The 14,601-nt window shown below is 70.7% G+C and carries 13 protein-coding genes; 2 read left to right on the forward strand and 11 right to left on the reverse strand.

Annotated features, from left to right (window positions below):
- Window positions 1-10 precede the first annotated feature (10 nt).
- The 6 genes from O2L01_RS13330 to O2L01_RS13355 all read right to left on the reverse strand — a co-directional run bounded on the left by O2L01_RS13330 (window position 11) and on the right by O2L01_RS13355 (window position 6,593).
- The gene (locus O2L01_RS13330) at window positions 11-961 is read right to left on the reverse strand and encodes an ABC transporter permease (RefSeq protein ID WP_270122434.1); all 951 of its coding nucleotides are present in this window, start codon (window positions 959-961) and stop codon (window positions 11-13) included.
- A gap of 161 nt (window positions 962-1,122) precedes the next feature.
- On the reverse strand, window positions 1,123-2,112 hold the full coding sequence (locus O2L01_RS13335; protein WP_270122435.1) for a LacI family DNA-binding transcriptional regulator: 990 nt from the start codon (window positions 2,110-2,112) through the stop codon (window positions 1,123-1,125).
- A 146-nt stretch (window positions 2,113-2,258) separates the two neighbouring features.
- Complete coding sequence (locus tag O2L01_RS13340; protein WP_270122436.1) at window positions 2,259-3,206, reverse strand: glycoside hydrolase family 43 protein; 948 nt, start codon at window positions 3,204-3,206, stop codon at window positions 2,259-2,261.
- Window positions 3,207-3,405: 199 nt separating this feature from the next.
- Window positions 3,406-5,445, reverse strand: coding sequence for an alpha-galactosidase (locus tag O2L01_RS13345; protein ID WP_270122437.1), 2,040 nt, complete (start codon window positions 5,443-5,445; stop codon window positions 3,406-3,408).
- Between the two features lie 69 nt (window positions 5,446-5,514).
- On the reverse strand, window positions 5,515-5,775 hold the full coding sequence (locus O2L01_RS13350; protein ID WP_270122438.1) for a hypothetical protein: 261 nt from the start codon (window positions 5,773-5,775) through the stop codon (window positions 5,515-5,517).
- Window positions 5,775-6,593: a phytanoyl-CoA dioxygenase family protein gene (locus O2L01_RS13355; protein ID WP_270122439.1), complete on the reverse strand. Its 819-nt coding sequence runs from the start codon at window positions 6,591-6,593 to the stop codon at window positions 5,775-5,777. The genes O2L01_RS13350 and O2L01_RS13355 overlap by 1 nt, the downstream gene beginning before the upstream one ends.
- 70 nt (window positions 6,594-6,663) lie before the next feature.
- On the opposite strand from O2L01_RS13355, the gene O2L01_RS13360 reads away from it, so the two are divergent.
- On the forward strand, window positions 6,664-7,452 hold the full coding sequence (locus O2L01_RS13360) for a helix-turn-helix domain-containing protein (RefSeq protein ID WP_270122440.1): 789 nt from the start codon (window positions 6,664-6,666) through the stop codon (window positions 7,450-7,452).
- A gap of 106 nt (window positions 7,453-7,558) precedes the next feature.
- Here O2L01_RS13360 and O2L01_RS13365 read toward each other — a convergent pair whose 3' ends face one another.
- The 4 genes from O2L01_RS13365 to O2L01_RS13380 form a co-directional block, all read right to left on the reverse strand.
- Window positions 7,559-9,238, reverse strand: coding sequence for a CBM35 domain-containing protein (locus O2L01_RS13365; RefSeq protein ID WP_270122441.1), 1,680 nt, complete (start codon window positions 9,236-9,238; stop codon window positions 7,559-7,561).
- 110 nt (window positions 9,239-9,348) lie between these two features.
- Entirely contained in the window at window positions 9,349-10,410 is a 1,062-nt protein-coding gene (locus tag O2L01_RS13370; protein WP_270122442.1) for a Gfo/Idh/MocA family protein, read from the reverse strand.
- Window positions 10,411-10,423: 13 nt separating this feature from the next.
- Window positions 10,424-11,137 (reverse strand): cupin domain-containing protein, encoded by a 714-nt coding sequence (locus tag O2L01_RS13375; protein ID WP_270122443.1) that lies wholly within the window; start codon window positions 11,135-11,137, stop codon window positions 10,424-10,426.
- On the reverse strand, window positions 11,134-12,264 hold the full coding sequence (locus O2L01_RS13380; RefSeq protein ID WP_270122444.1) for a Gfo/Idh/MocA family protein: 1,131 nt from the start codon (window positions 12,262-12,264) through the stop codon (window positions 11,134-11,136). Before O2L01_RS13380 ends, O2L01_RS13375 begins: the two co-directional genes overlap by 4 nt.
- Before the next feature lie 112 nt (window positions 12,265-12,376).
- Here O2L01_RS13380 and O2L01_RS13385 point away from each other — a divergent pair, with 112 nt between their 5' ends.
- Window positions 12,377-13,372, forward strand: coding sequence for a LacI family DNA-binding transcriptional regulator (locus tag O2L01_RS13385; protein ID WP_270122445.1), 996 nt, complete (start codon window positions 12,377-12,379; stop codon window positions 13,370-13,372).
- A gap of 60 nt (window positions 13,373-13,432) precedes the next feature.
- On the opposite strand, the gene O2L01_RS13390 is transcribed toward O2L01_RS13385, so the two are convergent.
- On the reverse strand, window positions 13,433-14,518 hold the full coding sequence (locus O2L01_RS13390; RefSeq protein ID WP_270122446.1) for a DUF5937 family protein: 1,086 nt from the start codon (window positions 14,516-14,518) through the stop codon (window positions 13,433-13,435).
- Between the last annotated feature and the right edge of the window lie 83 nt (window positions 14,519-14,601).

Below are 14,601 nucleotides of genomic sequence, written 5' to 3' on the forward strand. Positions count from 1 at the left end.
CTGGCTCCCTTCACCAGAGCCCGTTGCCGGTCACGCGCTTGGACACGGTGTTGACCAGCAGGAGGAGGATGAGGTTGATGACGGAGTTGAACAACCCGACCGCCGTTGCGAGACTGAAGTCCGCATTGAGCAGGCCCATCTTGTACGTGTACGTCGCGATGATCTCCGACGTGGAGAGGTTGAGCGGGTTCTGCAGCAGGAACGCCTTCTCGAACCCGATCGCCATCACACTGCCGACACTGAGGACCATCACCACGACCACGGTGGGGGCGATGCCCGGCAGGTCGACGTGCCAGATCTTCCGCAACCGGCTCGCGCCGTCCAGACGCGCCGCCTCATAGAGACTCGGGTCGATACCCGCCAGCGCGGCCATGTAGATGATCGCCGAGTAGCCCGCGGTCTGCCAGATGTCCGACCAGACGTACACACTGCGGAACGCATCAGGATCAGCCAACAAGTTCTCCGACATGCCGAAGAACCCCAGCACATCGGCCATGAACCCGATCCGCGGCGAGAAGATCAGGATCAGCATCGAGACGACGATGACCGTCGAGATGAAATGCGGCGCGTACGTGACCATCTGCACGGTGCGCTTGAAGAACCGCGCCCGGACCTCGTTGAGCGCCAAGGCGAGGATGATCGGAATCGGGAAACCCGCCAGGAACCCGTACAAGCTCAGCATCAGCGTGTTCCGGATCAGGTCCAGCGCGACCGGGTTGGCGAAGAACCGCTCGAAGTGCTTGAACCCGGCCCAGGGACTGCCCCAGATCCCGTCGACCACGTTGTAGTCCTTGAACGCGATCACGTTGTTCGCCATCGGGATGTACTGGAAGACGACGAAGTAGGCCACCGGCAGCACCAGCAGCAGATAGAGCTGCCAATGCCGGCGCACGTTCCGCCTGCGAGTCTGGCGGCGGCGTTCGCGGAGACTCGTCGCGGCCTGCGCCGCTGCGGCGGTCACCGTTCCGCCCTGATCGCCGTACGTGCCCTCTCCGGGCACTCTCCGGTCTTGAAATGCACCTTCGCTCCTTCGCGAAAACCGATCCGTGAACCTTCACGGGAATGCCCGTGAAGGTTCACGGTAAAGACCGGCTTCGATCTTGTCAAGCGGTGCTCTTCAAATCAGGCGGACTCGCGCCACAAGACCTTCGAGCGAACGGTCCGATGAATCGGTGCGATCCGGGCGAAATCAGCCTTGGCGATGATCTCGACGATGTCGAGGGTGTTCGAGGCCAGGCTCTGCTGGTCCAGGGAGATCGTGGTGAGCGGCGGATCGACCGCGTCACCGAGGGCGAGGCCGTCGACACCGATGATGCGGACGTCTCCGGGGACGGCGATGCCGATCGCATGAGCGCTCTGGACCGCGCCGAGCGCCATCAGGTCGTTGAACATGAGCACCGCGTCGATGTCCGGGTGCAGGCGCATGAGCTCCGCGAAGGCGCGGCCGCCGCCGGAGATCGACTCCTCCCCGACGACGACGCCGGCCAGGCCGTCGCCGACCGCCGCTTCGAACCACTGGCGCTTGGGCGTGGGCTCGTACGCGCCGCGGATCCGCTCGGAGTACGCCGAGTCGACCATCCCGAACCGCCGGGCCCCCCGCGCGCGCAGAGCGCTCACCGCGTCGCCGATCCCGGATTCGATGTCGACTTCGACCGAGTGGACGCCGGGCAGGTCGCTCCGGCCTTCCAGGAGCACGATCGGCAGCCCTTGGGCGGCGTCGCGGATCTCGGCGTCGGGCAGCCCGAAGTGCCCGACGATGACGTCGACCTGGGTCGACAGCAGCTGCAGCAGCTCGGGGCTGTCGCGTTCCGAGGCCGCGATCATCAACTGCCACTTGCGGGCAGCGGCCTCCGAGAGCATGTCCGCGGCGATGTCGGTGAAGTACGGGTTGCGCAACGAGGCCACGACCAGACCCACCGCGTGGGTCTTCTGCCTGGTGACGAGGCTCCGGGCGAACCGGCTCGGCCGGTAGCCCAGCCGCTCGGCGGCGGCGAGGACCTTGCGTTTCGTGGGCTCGCTGATGTCCCCCATGTCGTTGATCGCCCGCGTCACCGTCTGCCGCGAAACCCCTGCCGCCGCTGCGACATCGAGGATCGTCACCCGTTTGCCCACTGGGCCACCATTCCCCTGCACAAGCTCATGCTATTGGCCGCCTGGGCGGGGGCGGACCGGGCGGTCGGCCCGCACTCAGACGATATTGAATCGTGAAGGTTCACGGTAACGTTATCAGGCGGCTTTGGCAAGGCGCTTTCACGGCTTCAACCCCAGACGGCACGGAGCCGCTCCACCTCCTCGGCGGTCACCGGCAGCACGACGCCGTGGCAGGGGTCCTTCGGCAGGCGGTGGTCGCGGCACGGCATCCATTGGCCGGAGGCGAGGTCGGTGGTCTCGAACGGGACGTAGCGGCGCCCCGAGGTGAACTCGTCGATCCAGAGGTACCACTTCTCCTCGGTGTTCGACTTGTAGACCAGCGGCCCCTCGCCCTGGGCGATCGTGCCGAGGCCGATGCCCTCCGCCAGCGGCTTCCAGTCGGCCGCGGTGAGCGACGCCGCGGTCTCGGAGAACACCGACTTGCCGTGCGGCGCTTCGCCGTCGCGGCCGCGCTCGTCCTTGAGGAAGCGGTAGTGGACGCCCTCGTGCCCGATCACGGTGGCGTCGATGGTGTTCCAGCCCCGATCGACCCAGACCCGCGGCTCGGAGAACTCGCGGAAGTCGCGCGTGGTGGCGTACATGATCCGGTTGTAGCTCTCGCCTTCGTGCGCGGCGTCGGCGTAGAGCTTCGAGGACCAATGGACGAGGTACGCCTCCTGCTCCGGGTCCCACACCGCTTCCGGCGCCCACGTGTTCCCGGCCTCCGGCGGGGCGATCTCGACGAGCCGACCCTCGCCCCAGTCGACGAGGTCCCGGGACTCCCAGACCATGATCGAGCGGCTTCCCCTGCGCTGCATCTCGTCCCAGTCGGTGCGCCCGTGCACGCGGAGGTCGGTCGCGACCAGGTAGACGCGGTCGCCGTCGGGCGAGCGCACGAGATGCGGATCGCGGACGCCGCGTTCGCCCAGCGTGGAGTGCAGGACCGGCTTGCCGCCGTTGAGGTCGTCGAAGCGGAGCGGGTCGCCGCCCTCGCTCAACGCGAAGTGGATCTGCTCGCCGTCCACCGATTCGCGCTTGAAGTGCGCGTAGAGGTATCCGGCATAGCTGTGGTTCATCGTCCCGTACCAAGCCTTCCAGGGTTCCGATCGGGCCGCTCATGGGCCCGTGAAGGTTCACGGTACCGCATCCCCGAACGCTCACAGTGAGCGATGGATGACCGGACCGCGTGCAGAGGTTCCCCTTGCGCCCGTTCAAGAGGTGCGGCGGCCCGGAGACGCGATCGTCTCCGGGCCGCCGTTCGCTGTGCGGCGCCGGCTAAGCGGGGGTCACTTCGAAGACGCGGGCGGCCGGGCCCGCGGGCGCCTCGATGACGGGCACGCCGTCGTCGGTGCGGACCTTCCAGGCCGCCAGGCGCGCAGGGTAGACCTGGTCGAGGGCGCTGCCGCGCAACTGCGGCAGGGCGACCTCTGCGGCCTCGCCGCGCGACCACACCGCGAGCAGCGAGCGGTCCCCGGCGTCGAGGACGAGGGCGATCACGTCGTCGTTCCACCCGGGCAGGCCCAGCGGCCAGCTCGGGCGGCTCGCGGCGATCCGTTGCCGCCAGTCCTGGTGCAGCGCAACGGCCTCGTGGACGAGACCGGTCTGCTGCTCGTCGAGCCGGTGCAGGAACCCGGAGAGGTAGAGGCGGCCCATGATGCCCGCGACCATCGCGAACGCGGTCTCCTCGGGGCTCATCCCCTCGGCCGGGTAGGCCCAGTTCCCGGCCTGTTCGGGGACCACGCTGAGGGGCGCGGCGGCGGCGATCGGCGGGTAGAGCCGGAAGTCCTGCTGGTCGCTGGTGGACTGCAGGTGCGCCGCGGAGAGGAGCCCGTAGTCCATGCGCATCGCCCCGGAGGAGCAGCTTTCGAACAGCACCTCGGGGTGGCGGGCCTGGACGGCGAGCAGCCAGTCCCGGTAGGCGCGGGTGTGGGCGAGGAGCCCGCCGCCGGGGGCCGCCGCGTCCACGTCGGTCCCGGCCCCGGGGTTGATGTTGTAGTCCAGCTTGAAGAACGAGACACCGTAGTCGGCGATGAGCCGGTCCACCGTGGCGTCGAGATGGGCGCGGGCGGCGGGGTGGCGGAAGTCGAGCTGGTGGGCCCCGCTCTCGATCACGCGCTCGCCGAAGCGGCAGAAGAACGCCTCGTCGGGCAGGGTCTGCGCGAGCGGTGCGCTCGCGCGGAGGACTTCGGGTTCGAGCCACAGGCCCGCGCGCATGCCGGTGCCGTGGATGGCGTCGATGACCGAGATGAGGCCGCCGGTGAAGCGCCCCTCGCCTTCGCGCCATTCGCCGGTGCCGCTCCACCAGCCGTCGTCCTTGCCGGCGAACCAGCCCGCGTCGATGCAGAAGTACTCGGCCCCGGCGTCCGCGGCGGCCTCGATGATCGGCAGCAGCTTCTCGGTGGTCGGGTCGCCCATGAGGGTGTTCATGAAGTCGTTGTAGACCACCGGGAGCGCGGCGTCGGCGGGCCGCAGGCGCCGGATCGCGCGGCGGTAGCCGGTGAGCGCCCCGATCGCGGCGTCCCGGCCCCCGTCCGCGACGACGAGACCGGCCGGGACCGAGGTGAACTCAGCGCCCGGCGCGAGCCGTTCGGCGAACTGGTGCTCGAGGTCGGTGGGGCCGAGCACGCTGACGATCACCGCATCCCGGCGCTGGGAGACCTCCCAGTGCCAGCCGGCGCTGGTCTCGATCTGCCAAGCGGCGGAAGGACCTTCGGGGTTCGCGAGGACGCCGGTGGGCAGGACCGTGCCGCTGGACCACGCGCCGACGCTCGTCAGGGCGAAGTGGCCCCGGGCGCTCTGGCCGTGGAACTCGAGGTTGAGGTCGGGCAGGTACTCGGTGAGCGGCCGCTGGTGCCAGCGGCCTTCGCCGAGCCATTCGCCTTCGCCCCAGAGCAGGTCCAAGTCCCCCAGCGGCACCGCGAACTGCGCGGAGGTGACGGCGGTGAGGACGACGTCGGCGTCCGAGGTGTTGCGGACCGTGTGGCTGATCTGCAGGCCGGGTCCGGCCGAGCGGAAGCGGGAGGCGACCTCGAGGCCGGTCCGCGCATCGCGCTGGCGCACCACGAGTTCGGTGTCGCCCGCGGTGTGGTCGACGTAGCGGAGCCGCGCGCCGACGTGCGACCAGACGTAGGCCTGGCTGGAGCGGGCGCGCATCTCGGCGGCGGTGAAGAGGTCGACGATCTCCTGCGGCGCGAGCGCGGACGGCGCGTCAGGGCCGGTCGACAGGCCGGTGAGCCGGACGGGGCGGTCCCCGTGCGCGAAGCTCAGATGCAGGTCGGGCAGGCGCCAGGTGAAAGCGCCGTCGGCGAGGGTCATCAGTGCGGCTTTCTGTTCGTGGGGCGCCGCCGGACGCCGGGGGCGGCGTCCGGCGGCGGAGGGTCTCGCCTATTCGATCTTCTCGAACCAGAACTCGTGCTTGAGGAACGAGGTGTCGTACTCGTGCCCGGGGTACGGCGGGATCAGTTGGGACGCTTGGAAGAGTCGCCAGCCGTCGCGCAGCGCCTCGACGCCGGTCTCGTACGGCGGGTCGTCGCTGTCGCCGGTGGTCGGGTCGGTCCTGCCGGTGCCGTCGTAGTTGGCCCAGGCGAGCACGTGCGAGTCGAGTCCGGACGTGTTGAGGTAGAGGACGAGGACTTGCTGCTTCATCAGACCCTCCCGGGGCGGTTGGCGACACGGGTCGCCCAGTAGTCGATGTCGAACGAGGGGTCGTTGGTGAGCGCGCGCCACACCTTGATGCGGTTGTGGATCTCCAGGCGGCTCGTGGCGTGCTCGCTCCACGGGTGGTAGGCGGAGAGCTCGGCTGACACCTGCGGGTCGTCCAGATCGGACACGTCCCAGGTGCGCACCTGCGGCACGGTCGGGTTGAAGCGGATCTTGTACATGTACCGGCGGATGTCCGAGTCGTTGCGGCGGCCGCCGTGCCAGATCCCGTGGTGCAGCAGGACGACGGTGCCGGCCGGGCAGGTCAGGCGGGTCTGGCCGCGCAGGTTCTGGTAGCGGCCGGTGTCGGACTCGTTGGTGCGGCGCAGGTGCGAGCCGGGGACCGAGAGGGTCCCGCCCATGTCCGCGGTGACCTCCTGCGGGTAGTACATGAGCTGCACGTCGAACGCGTCCTGGCGGGTGTCGATGATCGCGTCGCCGTGGAGGGGCTGCGCGCTGCCCTCGTGCGGCTCGCGGATGTGGATCGCGTGGTGGTCGACCGTCGGGTCGGCGCCGATGAGGCTCTGGAGGGCCCCGGCGACCTCGGGGAGCTCCACGAGCTCGCGCGAGATCGAGCCTTCGGGGAAGGCCCGCTTCACGGGGGTCCCGTAGTCGACGTGCGGGAGGGACTGGTGCCCCGCGTCGAACACGGGGAGGGCCCGCTCGTTGAGGTCCGAGGGCACGATCGCGTCCATCCGGTGGAACCCGTTGGCGACGAACCGCGCCATCTCGACCGAGGTCAGGAGATGCTTGGTGGTTGTCATACGATGAGACTAGAAGGGCATCTGCCCTTTGCAATTGGATGTTTTCACCAACTAGTGGTCGGTTTTCACTGTGCAACGAGTTCGACTCCACCTGGACCAACCGCCCGAGGTCGTCGGCGCGGGCATCGCCGTCCACGGCCTCACCACCGCCGAGGACCGCTTCCGCCTGCCCGAGCTGTGGCAGTTGCACCTGTTCGACTACGAGGCGGACCTGTGGATCGGCGGCACCCACCATCTGATCCGGCCGGGCCACATCAGCCTCATCCCGGCCGGCGTCGAGGCCCGTTTCCTGTACCGCGGCCCCTCGCAGCACCTGTACCTCCACCTGCGCCTGAGCGAGCGGGGCCGGACCGTCGAGACGCCGGCCATGCGGGACGCCGGACCGGCGGCGCCGGCGCTGGCCGACGTGCTGCGGCGCGCGATCACCGCCGCCCCGGACGCACCCGCGCAGGCGTCCGCCGAGGCCTGGGCGGCGTTGTGGCGCATCGTCCGCCTGCCGTCGAGCGAACACGCCGGAGGCAGCCCGCAGGCGGTGACGGCGGCGCTCGCCCACATCGAGCAGCACCTGCCGCTGCCGATCACCGTGCCGGAGATCGCCGCCGCGGTCGGCTTGTCCCACAACCACTTGACACGGCTCTTCCACGCCGCGACCGGCACCACCGTCGTCGCCCACATCCGGCGCCGCCGCCTCGAACGGGCCGGGCACCTGCTGCGCGAGTCGACCCTGTCGATCCCGGCGATCGCGGCCGCCGTGGGCATCCCGGACCTCCAGGCGTTCAACAAGGCCTGCCGCCGCGAGCTCGGCGCCTCCCCCAGGGCGCTCCGCAAGCCCTTGGGAAGCGACCCGCCCGCGCCTTGACGCGAACGCCGGGGCTCGGGCCGCGCCTGGCTGTCCGACTCCCTATAAGGCCCCACCGCGAAACGCGGCGGGGCCACTCCGCAGCGAGTGTTCTGAGGCCCCTGCCTTAGGCCGACACGACGAAGGTCGTGACGCTCTCGGGCGGGAGCGACGCGGTGAAGCCGTCGCCGCGGCCCGGAACGGCGGGCTGCTCCGCCATGTCGCGGGTCGCGTCGGTGAGCCACGGCTTCGCGCAGCGGACCCGGTGGCCCCGCACCGCGAACGACTGGCCGACCGCGGCGGTCGTCGTGTTCACGGCTACCACGACGAACGTCCCGTCGTCGCCGGCGTACGCGGAGGTGAGGACGCCGGCCTGCGGCTCCTTCTGGGCCTCGACCCGCACGCAGCCGGGACGCACGAACTTCGAGAAGTGCGCGAGCATGTTGCCGCGCTTGCTGATCGTGCCGTCCTCGAGGAGCGGCCCGTAGTAGCGGCGCAGGTACCACCAGACGTACGCCTGGAACTCGGCGTCGACCATCGCGTGGTGGACGTGCTCGGCGACCTTGAGCGCCTCGGGCCAGAGGTTCGCCGAGCTGGAGCTGTTGGGGTGGTACACCTCCGTCATCCACAGCTCCTTGCCTTCGCCCTCGTCCTCGAAGCGCGGGTACGGGAAGTCCTCGTACGCCGTGCCGTAGAGGTGCGCGCCGACGATGTCCACATTCGCCAGTGCCGCGGGATCGTCGAGGATCGGGTCGGAGACCGACTTCACGTATTGGAAGGACTCCGGGGCGATGACGCGGCAGTCGATCCGGTCGGCGAAGTCGCGCAGGAAGCGGTTCATCTCCGCTGCGGTCCACCAGGTCCAGTCGTGCGCGTAGTCCGGTTCGTTCTGGACCGAGATTCCGTACAGCTCGACGCCGTTGTCGCGCATATGAAGCACGAAGTCGTTCAGGTGCTGCGCGTAGGCGCCGTAGGCGTCATAGCGCAGTCGGCGGGCCTCGGTCGGCGGGGTGTACGGCGCGGCCATGAGGAAGTCGAGGTCCGGCCCGCCCTCGCCGGTGGCCGCCACTGTGACCGGCCATCGGCCGGGCGTCATCGCGGCTTGGACCGACTTCCAGGCCCAGGTCTCGGTGCGCGGGAACAGCACGCTCTGGGCGACGAGGACGCCGGCGACGTAGACGTCCGCGTGCACGTCCGCGGTGGGCGCCGAGTAGCGGAACGCGAGGTTCTTGGTGCCCGTCGATCCGATGAAGACGGTGCCGAACTCGACGCTCGCGTCCGTTGCGCCGTCGAAGTGCGCGTACCCCTCGCCCTGGTAGCCGGGGGTGTCGGTGGCGATGTGCGCGTTCACGAGTGTCGCGGTCTCGGCCTCGTACTGGCTGCCGGCCGGGGCCTCGTCGACGCGCTCGAACATCTCGACGAGGTCGCTGGGCGGGTTCCACGGCGAGGCGAAGACGAGCGCCCCCTTGGCGGCGGCCGCCTGCGCGGTGGCGAGGTCGACGCTCCAGTTCGCGCGGTCCTCGGGGACGGGGATGCGCAGGATCGTGAAGCCGAGGTCCTTGCTGCCGTTGTCGAACGCCGTGTCGCATTGGGACGGGGTCAGCTCCCCGATCCAGCTCGCGTGCGTCATGCCGCCGAATCCGCGGATGACCTGGCGGCAGCGCCGCGGCTCGACGAGGACGGACGGCGGCTGGGCCGTGCCGGCCTGGGCCGGCGTCGCGGTCAGCCCGATCGCGAGGGGCGCCGCGGCGCCGGCCGTGAGGACCGAGCGGCGGTTGAACGGGGTTGCGGATGGCGTCTTCGCCATGTCTTGCTCGCTTTCTTCAGGGGTCCCCGGCCGTGGGGGTCACGGCCGGGGTCGATCGCGGATCGCGCACCGCGCTGCGTCGGCGCCACAATGCTTGTGGCCGTGGCCGGTTACGGAGCGAGGACGGCGGCGTCGCGCTGCGCCAGCAGGCTGAGTTCGGCGGCCTTCAGCGCGTGCGCCTGGGTCATGGCCGTCTCGGTGCGGTCGATGCAGTCGCGGATGAGCCGCCCGAAGTACGGGAAGCCGACCATGCCGTTGGCGTTGAACCGGTACTGGCCCTTCTGGTCCACGAGGAGGACCTGGCCGCCGCCGTTGTCCGTGCCGACGTCGATGTACTTGCGCAGCTCGATGTAGCCGTCGGTCCCCAGCAGGAGGGTGCGGCCGTCGCCGAAGACGCCCAGGCCGTCCGGGGTGAACCAGTCCACGCGCACGTATCCCGTGGTGCCGTTGTCGAGCACGACGTGGGCGTCGCCGAAGTCCTCGAGGCCGGGGGTCTCCGGGTGGGCGTAGTTCGCGACCGAGGAGGTCGACACGCGCCCGTCGGCCGCGCCGGTGAAGTACAGCATCTGCTCGAAGTTGTGGCTGCCGATGTCGCAGAGGATGCCGCCGTACTGCGCGGGGTCGTAGAACCAGTCCGGTCGCCCGTCGCCGATGCGGTGGGGGCCGAAGCAGACCACCTGCAGGACCTTGCCGATCGCGCCGCGCTCGATGAGCTGGCCCGCGAGGATCGCGGCCTCGTTGTGGATCCGCTCGCCGTAGTAGACCGCGTACTTGCGGCCCGTGCGCGCGGTCGCCTCCCGGACGGCCTCGAGCTGCTCGAGAGAGGTCATGGGCGCCTTGTCGGCGAACGCGTCCTTGCCGGCCTCGATGGCGCGCAAGCCGATCGGGGCCCGTTCGGAGGGGATGGCCGCCGTCGCGACGAGCCGCACCTCGGGGTCGTCGAGCACTTCCTGCTCCGAGGACGCGACGCGCGCGGTCGGATACCGCTCCGCGAACGCCGCGGCCCGGTCGGGATCGCGGTCGTAGACCATGGTCACGGTCGCGCCGGCGCCGATGAGGCCTTCGGTCATGCCGAAGATGTGGGGGTGGTCGAGGCCGACGGCCGCGAACGCGAACTCCCCCGGCTCGACGACGGGCTGCGGGAGGGGGTCGAAGGTGTACGGGTGGTCCATTTGGAAGTGCTCCTTAACCGGTGACGTCGTAGGTGCGGAGGCGGCCGCACATGCCGTACTTCCGTTCGCCCGCAGCGGGAACGGCCTGCTGCACCCGGGCCTCGCCCAGGTGCGCGAGGTCGCCGCGGGCGATCGCGTCGGCTTGCGCGAGCGACTGCTCGGCCTGCGCGAGGGGGCGCTCGCGCACGAGCCGGCCCCAGTCGGCGGCGCGGTCGCGGACGAGCGCGCCCGCCGCCTTGTAGAAGTCCTCGAGCGGTCCGCGGTCCCCGGCGACCACCGCGTCGCGCAGGATGGCGAACCCGTCCGCGGCGAGATCGCGCCGCCGCGCCGCGCGCTCGCCGCGGCCGTCGGGGTCGCCGAGATCGGCCGTCGCCGCGTACGCGGCCGGATCGGCGACGATCGCAGCCGGGAACGTCATCACCGCGTCGCCCGCTTCGGGCAGACCGGCGTTGCTCATCAGCACGATGACCTTGAGGCCGCCGCGGTTCACGGCGCGGTGAATCGTTCCAGGCGTGAACCACACGACCGATCCCGCTTCGAGCGCGGTCTCGCGGAAGCCTTCGCCGTCGATCGTCTGGAGCGCGCCCTGGCCTTCGGTCACGAGGTACGCCTCGGTCGAGACGAGGTGCATGTGGGGGCTGCCGCCGCAGACGCCGTCGGGTGCGGCGCCTTCGTAGACCGCGAGGTGCGACAGGGAGGTCCCGCCGGGGAAGGACGACGCGCTCATTGGGCCGCCTCGGCGAGGGAGCGCTGCTTCTCGTAGAAGTGCGGGGCGCGCTCCACCAACCGGCCGGCGCGGTAGTAGGGGTCGTCGGGCCGCAGCGGCAGCGACACGAACGCCCGCTCGATGCCGGCCTTGTAGATCGCCGTGACGATCTCGATCGCCGCGCGGCCGTCCCGCCCGTCCGCGATCGGCGCGCGGCCCTCGCGGATCGCGGCGAGGAGGTCGCCGATCTGCCCCTCGTGCCCATGGTGGCGCAGCGGCTCGCGTTGCGCGACAACCGCTTCGATCCGGGCGACCAGCTCGGGGTCGCCGCCCTGCGCGGGGAACCCGCTCTCGGTCGAGCGCTCGGCCATGACCTTCCACGGCTGGGAGACCCGGGCATGTTCGCCCTGGATGACGATCTCCTGCTCCTCGCCGTGGTGCACCACCGAGCTCGTCAGCTGGGCCAGGCCCCGCTCGAACCGGAACACCGCGACCGAGAGGTCCTCGACCTCGCTGTTGTCGTGCTGCGCGTTCGCGAGCATCGCCGTGACCTCGGTCGGGCTCCCGAGCAGCCACAGCAGCAGGTCGATGTGGTGGATCGCGTGGTTGAGGGTGCAGCCGCCGCCCTCCTTCTCCCAGGTGCCGCGCCACCACAGGTCGTAGTACGGCATGCCCCGCCACCACGCCGAGTCCACCCGCACATGCGAGACCGAGCCGAGGAGCCCGGAGTCGAGCACGTGCTTGAGGGCGGCGAGGTCGTCGCGGAAGCGGTTCTGCGCCACCACCGAGAGCAGCCTGCCCGAGCGCTCCTGCGCCGCGAGCATCGCGTCGCACTCCTCCAGCGACGGCGCCATCGGCTTCTCGACGAGGACGTTCACCCCCGCGTCGAGGGCCGCGACCGCCAGCGCCGCATGGGTGGACGGCGGGGTCGCGATGCTCACGAGGTCAAGTTGCGCCTCCGCGAGCATCCGCACGGGGTCGTCGTATCCGACGGCGTTCGCCAGCCCGAACGAGGCGGCCTTCTCCGCGGCCTTGCCCGGCACCGCGTCGGCGAGCGCGACGATCTCGCACTCCTCCGGGAACGCGAGGTACCCGTCGACGTGCGCTCCCGCGATCCCGCCGGTCCCGATGATTCCAACTCTCAGCATGGTTCCCCGCAACTTCTACTACGTATTACTAAGACGTAGTAGGTAGTATGAGCACGGCACATCCGCCCGGTCAAGAGTTCCGCGCGGGATTCTCACGATGGAGGATGCAGGCATGGGGAAACGGCCGACCAGTCACGACGTCGCGCGGCTCGCGGGGGTCTCGCAGTCGACCGTCTCGTTCGTGTTCACCGGGCGCGAGGGCATCTCGGCCGCGACCCGGGAGAAGGTCCTGCAGGCGGCCGCGGAACTCAACTACCGCCCCAACCTCGCCGCGCGCTCCATGCGCACGCAGCGGACCGGGCGGCTCGCCGTCGTCGTCCCCTTCTCGGGTCTGAACCTGGTGCCGCTGCTCGAGGGCGCGGTGGGCACCGCGCGCGAGGCCGGCTACACGGTCGAGGTGGTGAACCTGCCGCTCGAGTCCGAGGGGCACGCGCAGGAGGTCGACGACCTCCTCGCCTCGTACGAGTACGAAGGGGTCCTGTCGTTCTCGCCGATCCCGACGCCGCGGCTGCCGGCCGCGGACTCGGCGCCCGCGTTCCTCGCGCTCACCGAGTTCGACGAGGAAATGCACGCCACGGGCGCGTTCAGCGACGCGACCCCGCTCGTGGAGATGATGGAACGCCTTGTCGGCCTTGGGCACCGGCGGTTCCTCCACATCGCGGGCCCTTCCACGTACCCCGCGGCCGTCGCGCGCCGCGACGCCTACCTCTCCACGGTCGAGCGGCTCGGGTTGGAGTCCGTCGGTGTCGTGGGGGGCAACTGGAGCGGCATGACCGCGAAGGCGTGCGTGCACGCGCTGCCCGGCGACGTGCTGCCGCTCGCGGTCATCGCGGCGAACGACATCCTTGCGGCAGGGGCGATCCGAGGTTCGGTCGAGCGCGGGTGGAGCGTCCCGGGGGACGTGAGCGTGACCGGCTGGGACGACGCCCTCCTGAGCAACCACTTCATCCCGTCCATCACGACGGTGTTCCAGGACCGGCAGCGCCTGGGCGCCCACTCGATGCGCCGCCTCATCGCCGCGATCCGCGGCGACGAGGCCCCGGAGCAGGAGACCGATCTGCAGACGATCGTGTGGCGCGAATCGGTCTCGGCACCCCGCGCGCGCTGAGTATCGACTGGCTGCCGACTGGTTCGCCCTGGTACGGCGCTGAGTGGCGGACGACCGCGCTCAGCGCAGGACGGCCGCAAGGAGGTCGGATCCCAGGGCCGTCAGGTCGGTGGTGTTGAGGCTGTAGCGGACGTAGCGGCCGTGCCGCTGGGACGAGAGCAGTCCCGCGCGGCGCAGGACGGCCAGGTGGCGGGAGACTTCCGGAGGCGAGAGCTCCCAGGCGTGGGCCAGCTCGCCGGTGGTGTGCGCCCCGCGGGCCAGGGTGCGCAGCAGCCGCAGCCGCACCGGATGTGCAAGCGCCTCAAGCCGAAGCGTGACCGCCGCGAGCGATATCGGGGTCGGCGCGTCAGGTTCGGTGACCGGGTACTGCACGACCGGATTCCACCCGGGGGCGTAGACCGCGACCAGGTGCGGGCGTCCGAAGACGCTGGGGAGGAACGTGACTCCGGCGTCGCCGGCGGTGGTCGCGGAGTCCTGCAGCTTGTCCACGATGACGGCGTCGCCGTCCGGCGCCAGGCCGATGGCACCGGAGACCGATGCGAGCGCCGCGCCGAGGCCGCGGCGCTGCAGCAGATCGTGCTTCAGTCGCCGGTCGTCGGCGAGTCGCACGGCGACGTCCGCCCATGCCTCGTCGAAGAAGGCCTCGGCGCACTCCTCGAGGGTGCGGCGCACCCTCGCCCGCACGGTCGCGGGGTCGGCGAGCAGCCGTTCCGCGAAGGCCTCTTGGACGGCGCCGCGGGCTTGCGCGAGGCCCAGCGCCCGGTCGCGCGCCGCCGCGTCGGCGAGCGGTGACGGGGCGGCGAAGTGGATCCGGTTGCTGCCGCAGGTGGTGATGAGCGCGGCGGTCACGTAGGCCTCGTCGTCGATCCGGTCCACATCGTCCAGTTCCTCGGCGAGCGTCGGCCGCGGACGGGCGGGAATCAGGAAGTCGGCTCGTGAAGAGCGCCAGAGGAACTCCGCTTCCTTGAGCAGTTCGGCCAGCTCCGGCCGCAGCCCGGCCCAGACGCTCCCGGCCCACGCCACGTGCTGCGGGTGGTGCGCGGGCTCCGCGAGCACGTGCAGCATCGCGGTCAGTTCGGCGAGCGGGGAGACCGAGAACCGCACCCGCCCGGGCGGCAGCCCGCCGATGTCGATCCTCAACGCCATGCCCTCATTCTCGCCGGTCGGCGGGGCGGGCTCCGCACGGGTTGACGAACACCGTCAATCGACGCGGTCGCTTCGGCGGCCGC

Origin of the sequence: Glycomyces lechevalierae, assembly GCF_027622945.1 — a bacterium.
GTDB lineage: Bacteria > Actinomycetota > Actinomycetes > Mycobacteriales > Micromonosporaceae > Glycomyces > Glycomyces rutgersensis.

Bases quoted from the DNA above. Each gene is read 5' to 3' on its own strand.
- O2L01_RS13340 (WP_270122436.1), bottom strand. From the start codon at position 3,206: ATGAACCACAGCTATGCCGGATACCTCTACGCGCACTTCAAGCGCGAA.
- O2L01_RS13345 (WP_270122437.1), bottom strand. From the start codon at position 5,445: ATGACCCTCGCCGACGGCGCTTTCACCTGGCGCCTGCCCGACCTGCAT.
- O2L01_RS13350 (WP_270122438.1), bottom strand. From the start codon at position 5,775: ATGAAGCAGCAAGTCCTCGTCCTCTACCTCAACACGTCCGGACTCGAC.
- O2L01_RS13355 (WP_270122439.1), bottom strand. From the start codon at position 6,593: ATGACAACCACCAAGCATCTCCTGACCTCGGTCGAGATGGCGCGGTTC.
- O2L01_RS13365 (WP_270122441.1), bottom strand. From the start codon at position 9,238: ATGGCGAAGACGCCATCCGCAACCCCGTTCAACCGCCGCTCGGTCCTC.
- O2L01_RS13370 (WP_270122442.1), bottom strand. From the start codon at position 10,410: ATGGACCACCCGTACACCTTCGACCCCCTCCCGCAGCCCGTCGTCGAG.
- O2L01_RS13375 (WP_270122443.1), bottom strand. From the start codon at position 11,137: ATGAGCGCGTCGTCCTTCCCCGGCGGGACCTCCCTGTCGCACCTCGCG.
- O2L01_RS13380 (WP_270122444.1), bottom strand. From the start codon at position 12,264: ATGCTGAGAGTTGGAATCATCGGGACCGGCGGGATCGCGGGAGCGCAC.
- O2L01_RS13385 (WP_270122445.1), top strand. From the start codon at position 12,377: ATGGGGAAACGGCCGACCAGTCACGACGTCGCGCGGCTCGCGGGGGTC.
- O2L01_RS13390 (WP_270122446.1), bottom strand. From the start codon at position 14,518: ATGGCGTTGAGGATCGACATCGGCGGGCTGCCGCCCGGGCGGGTGCGG.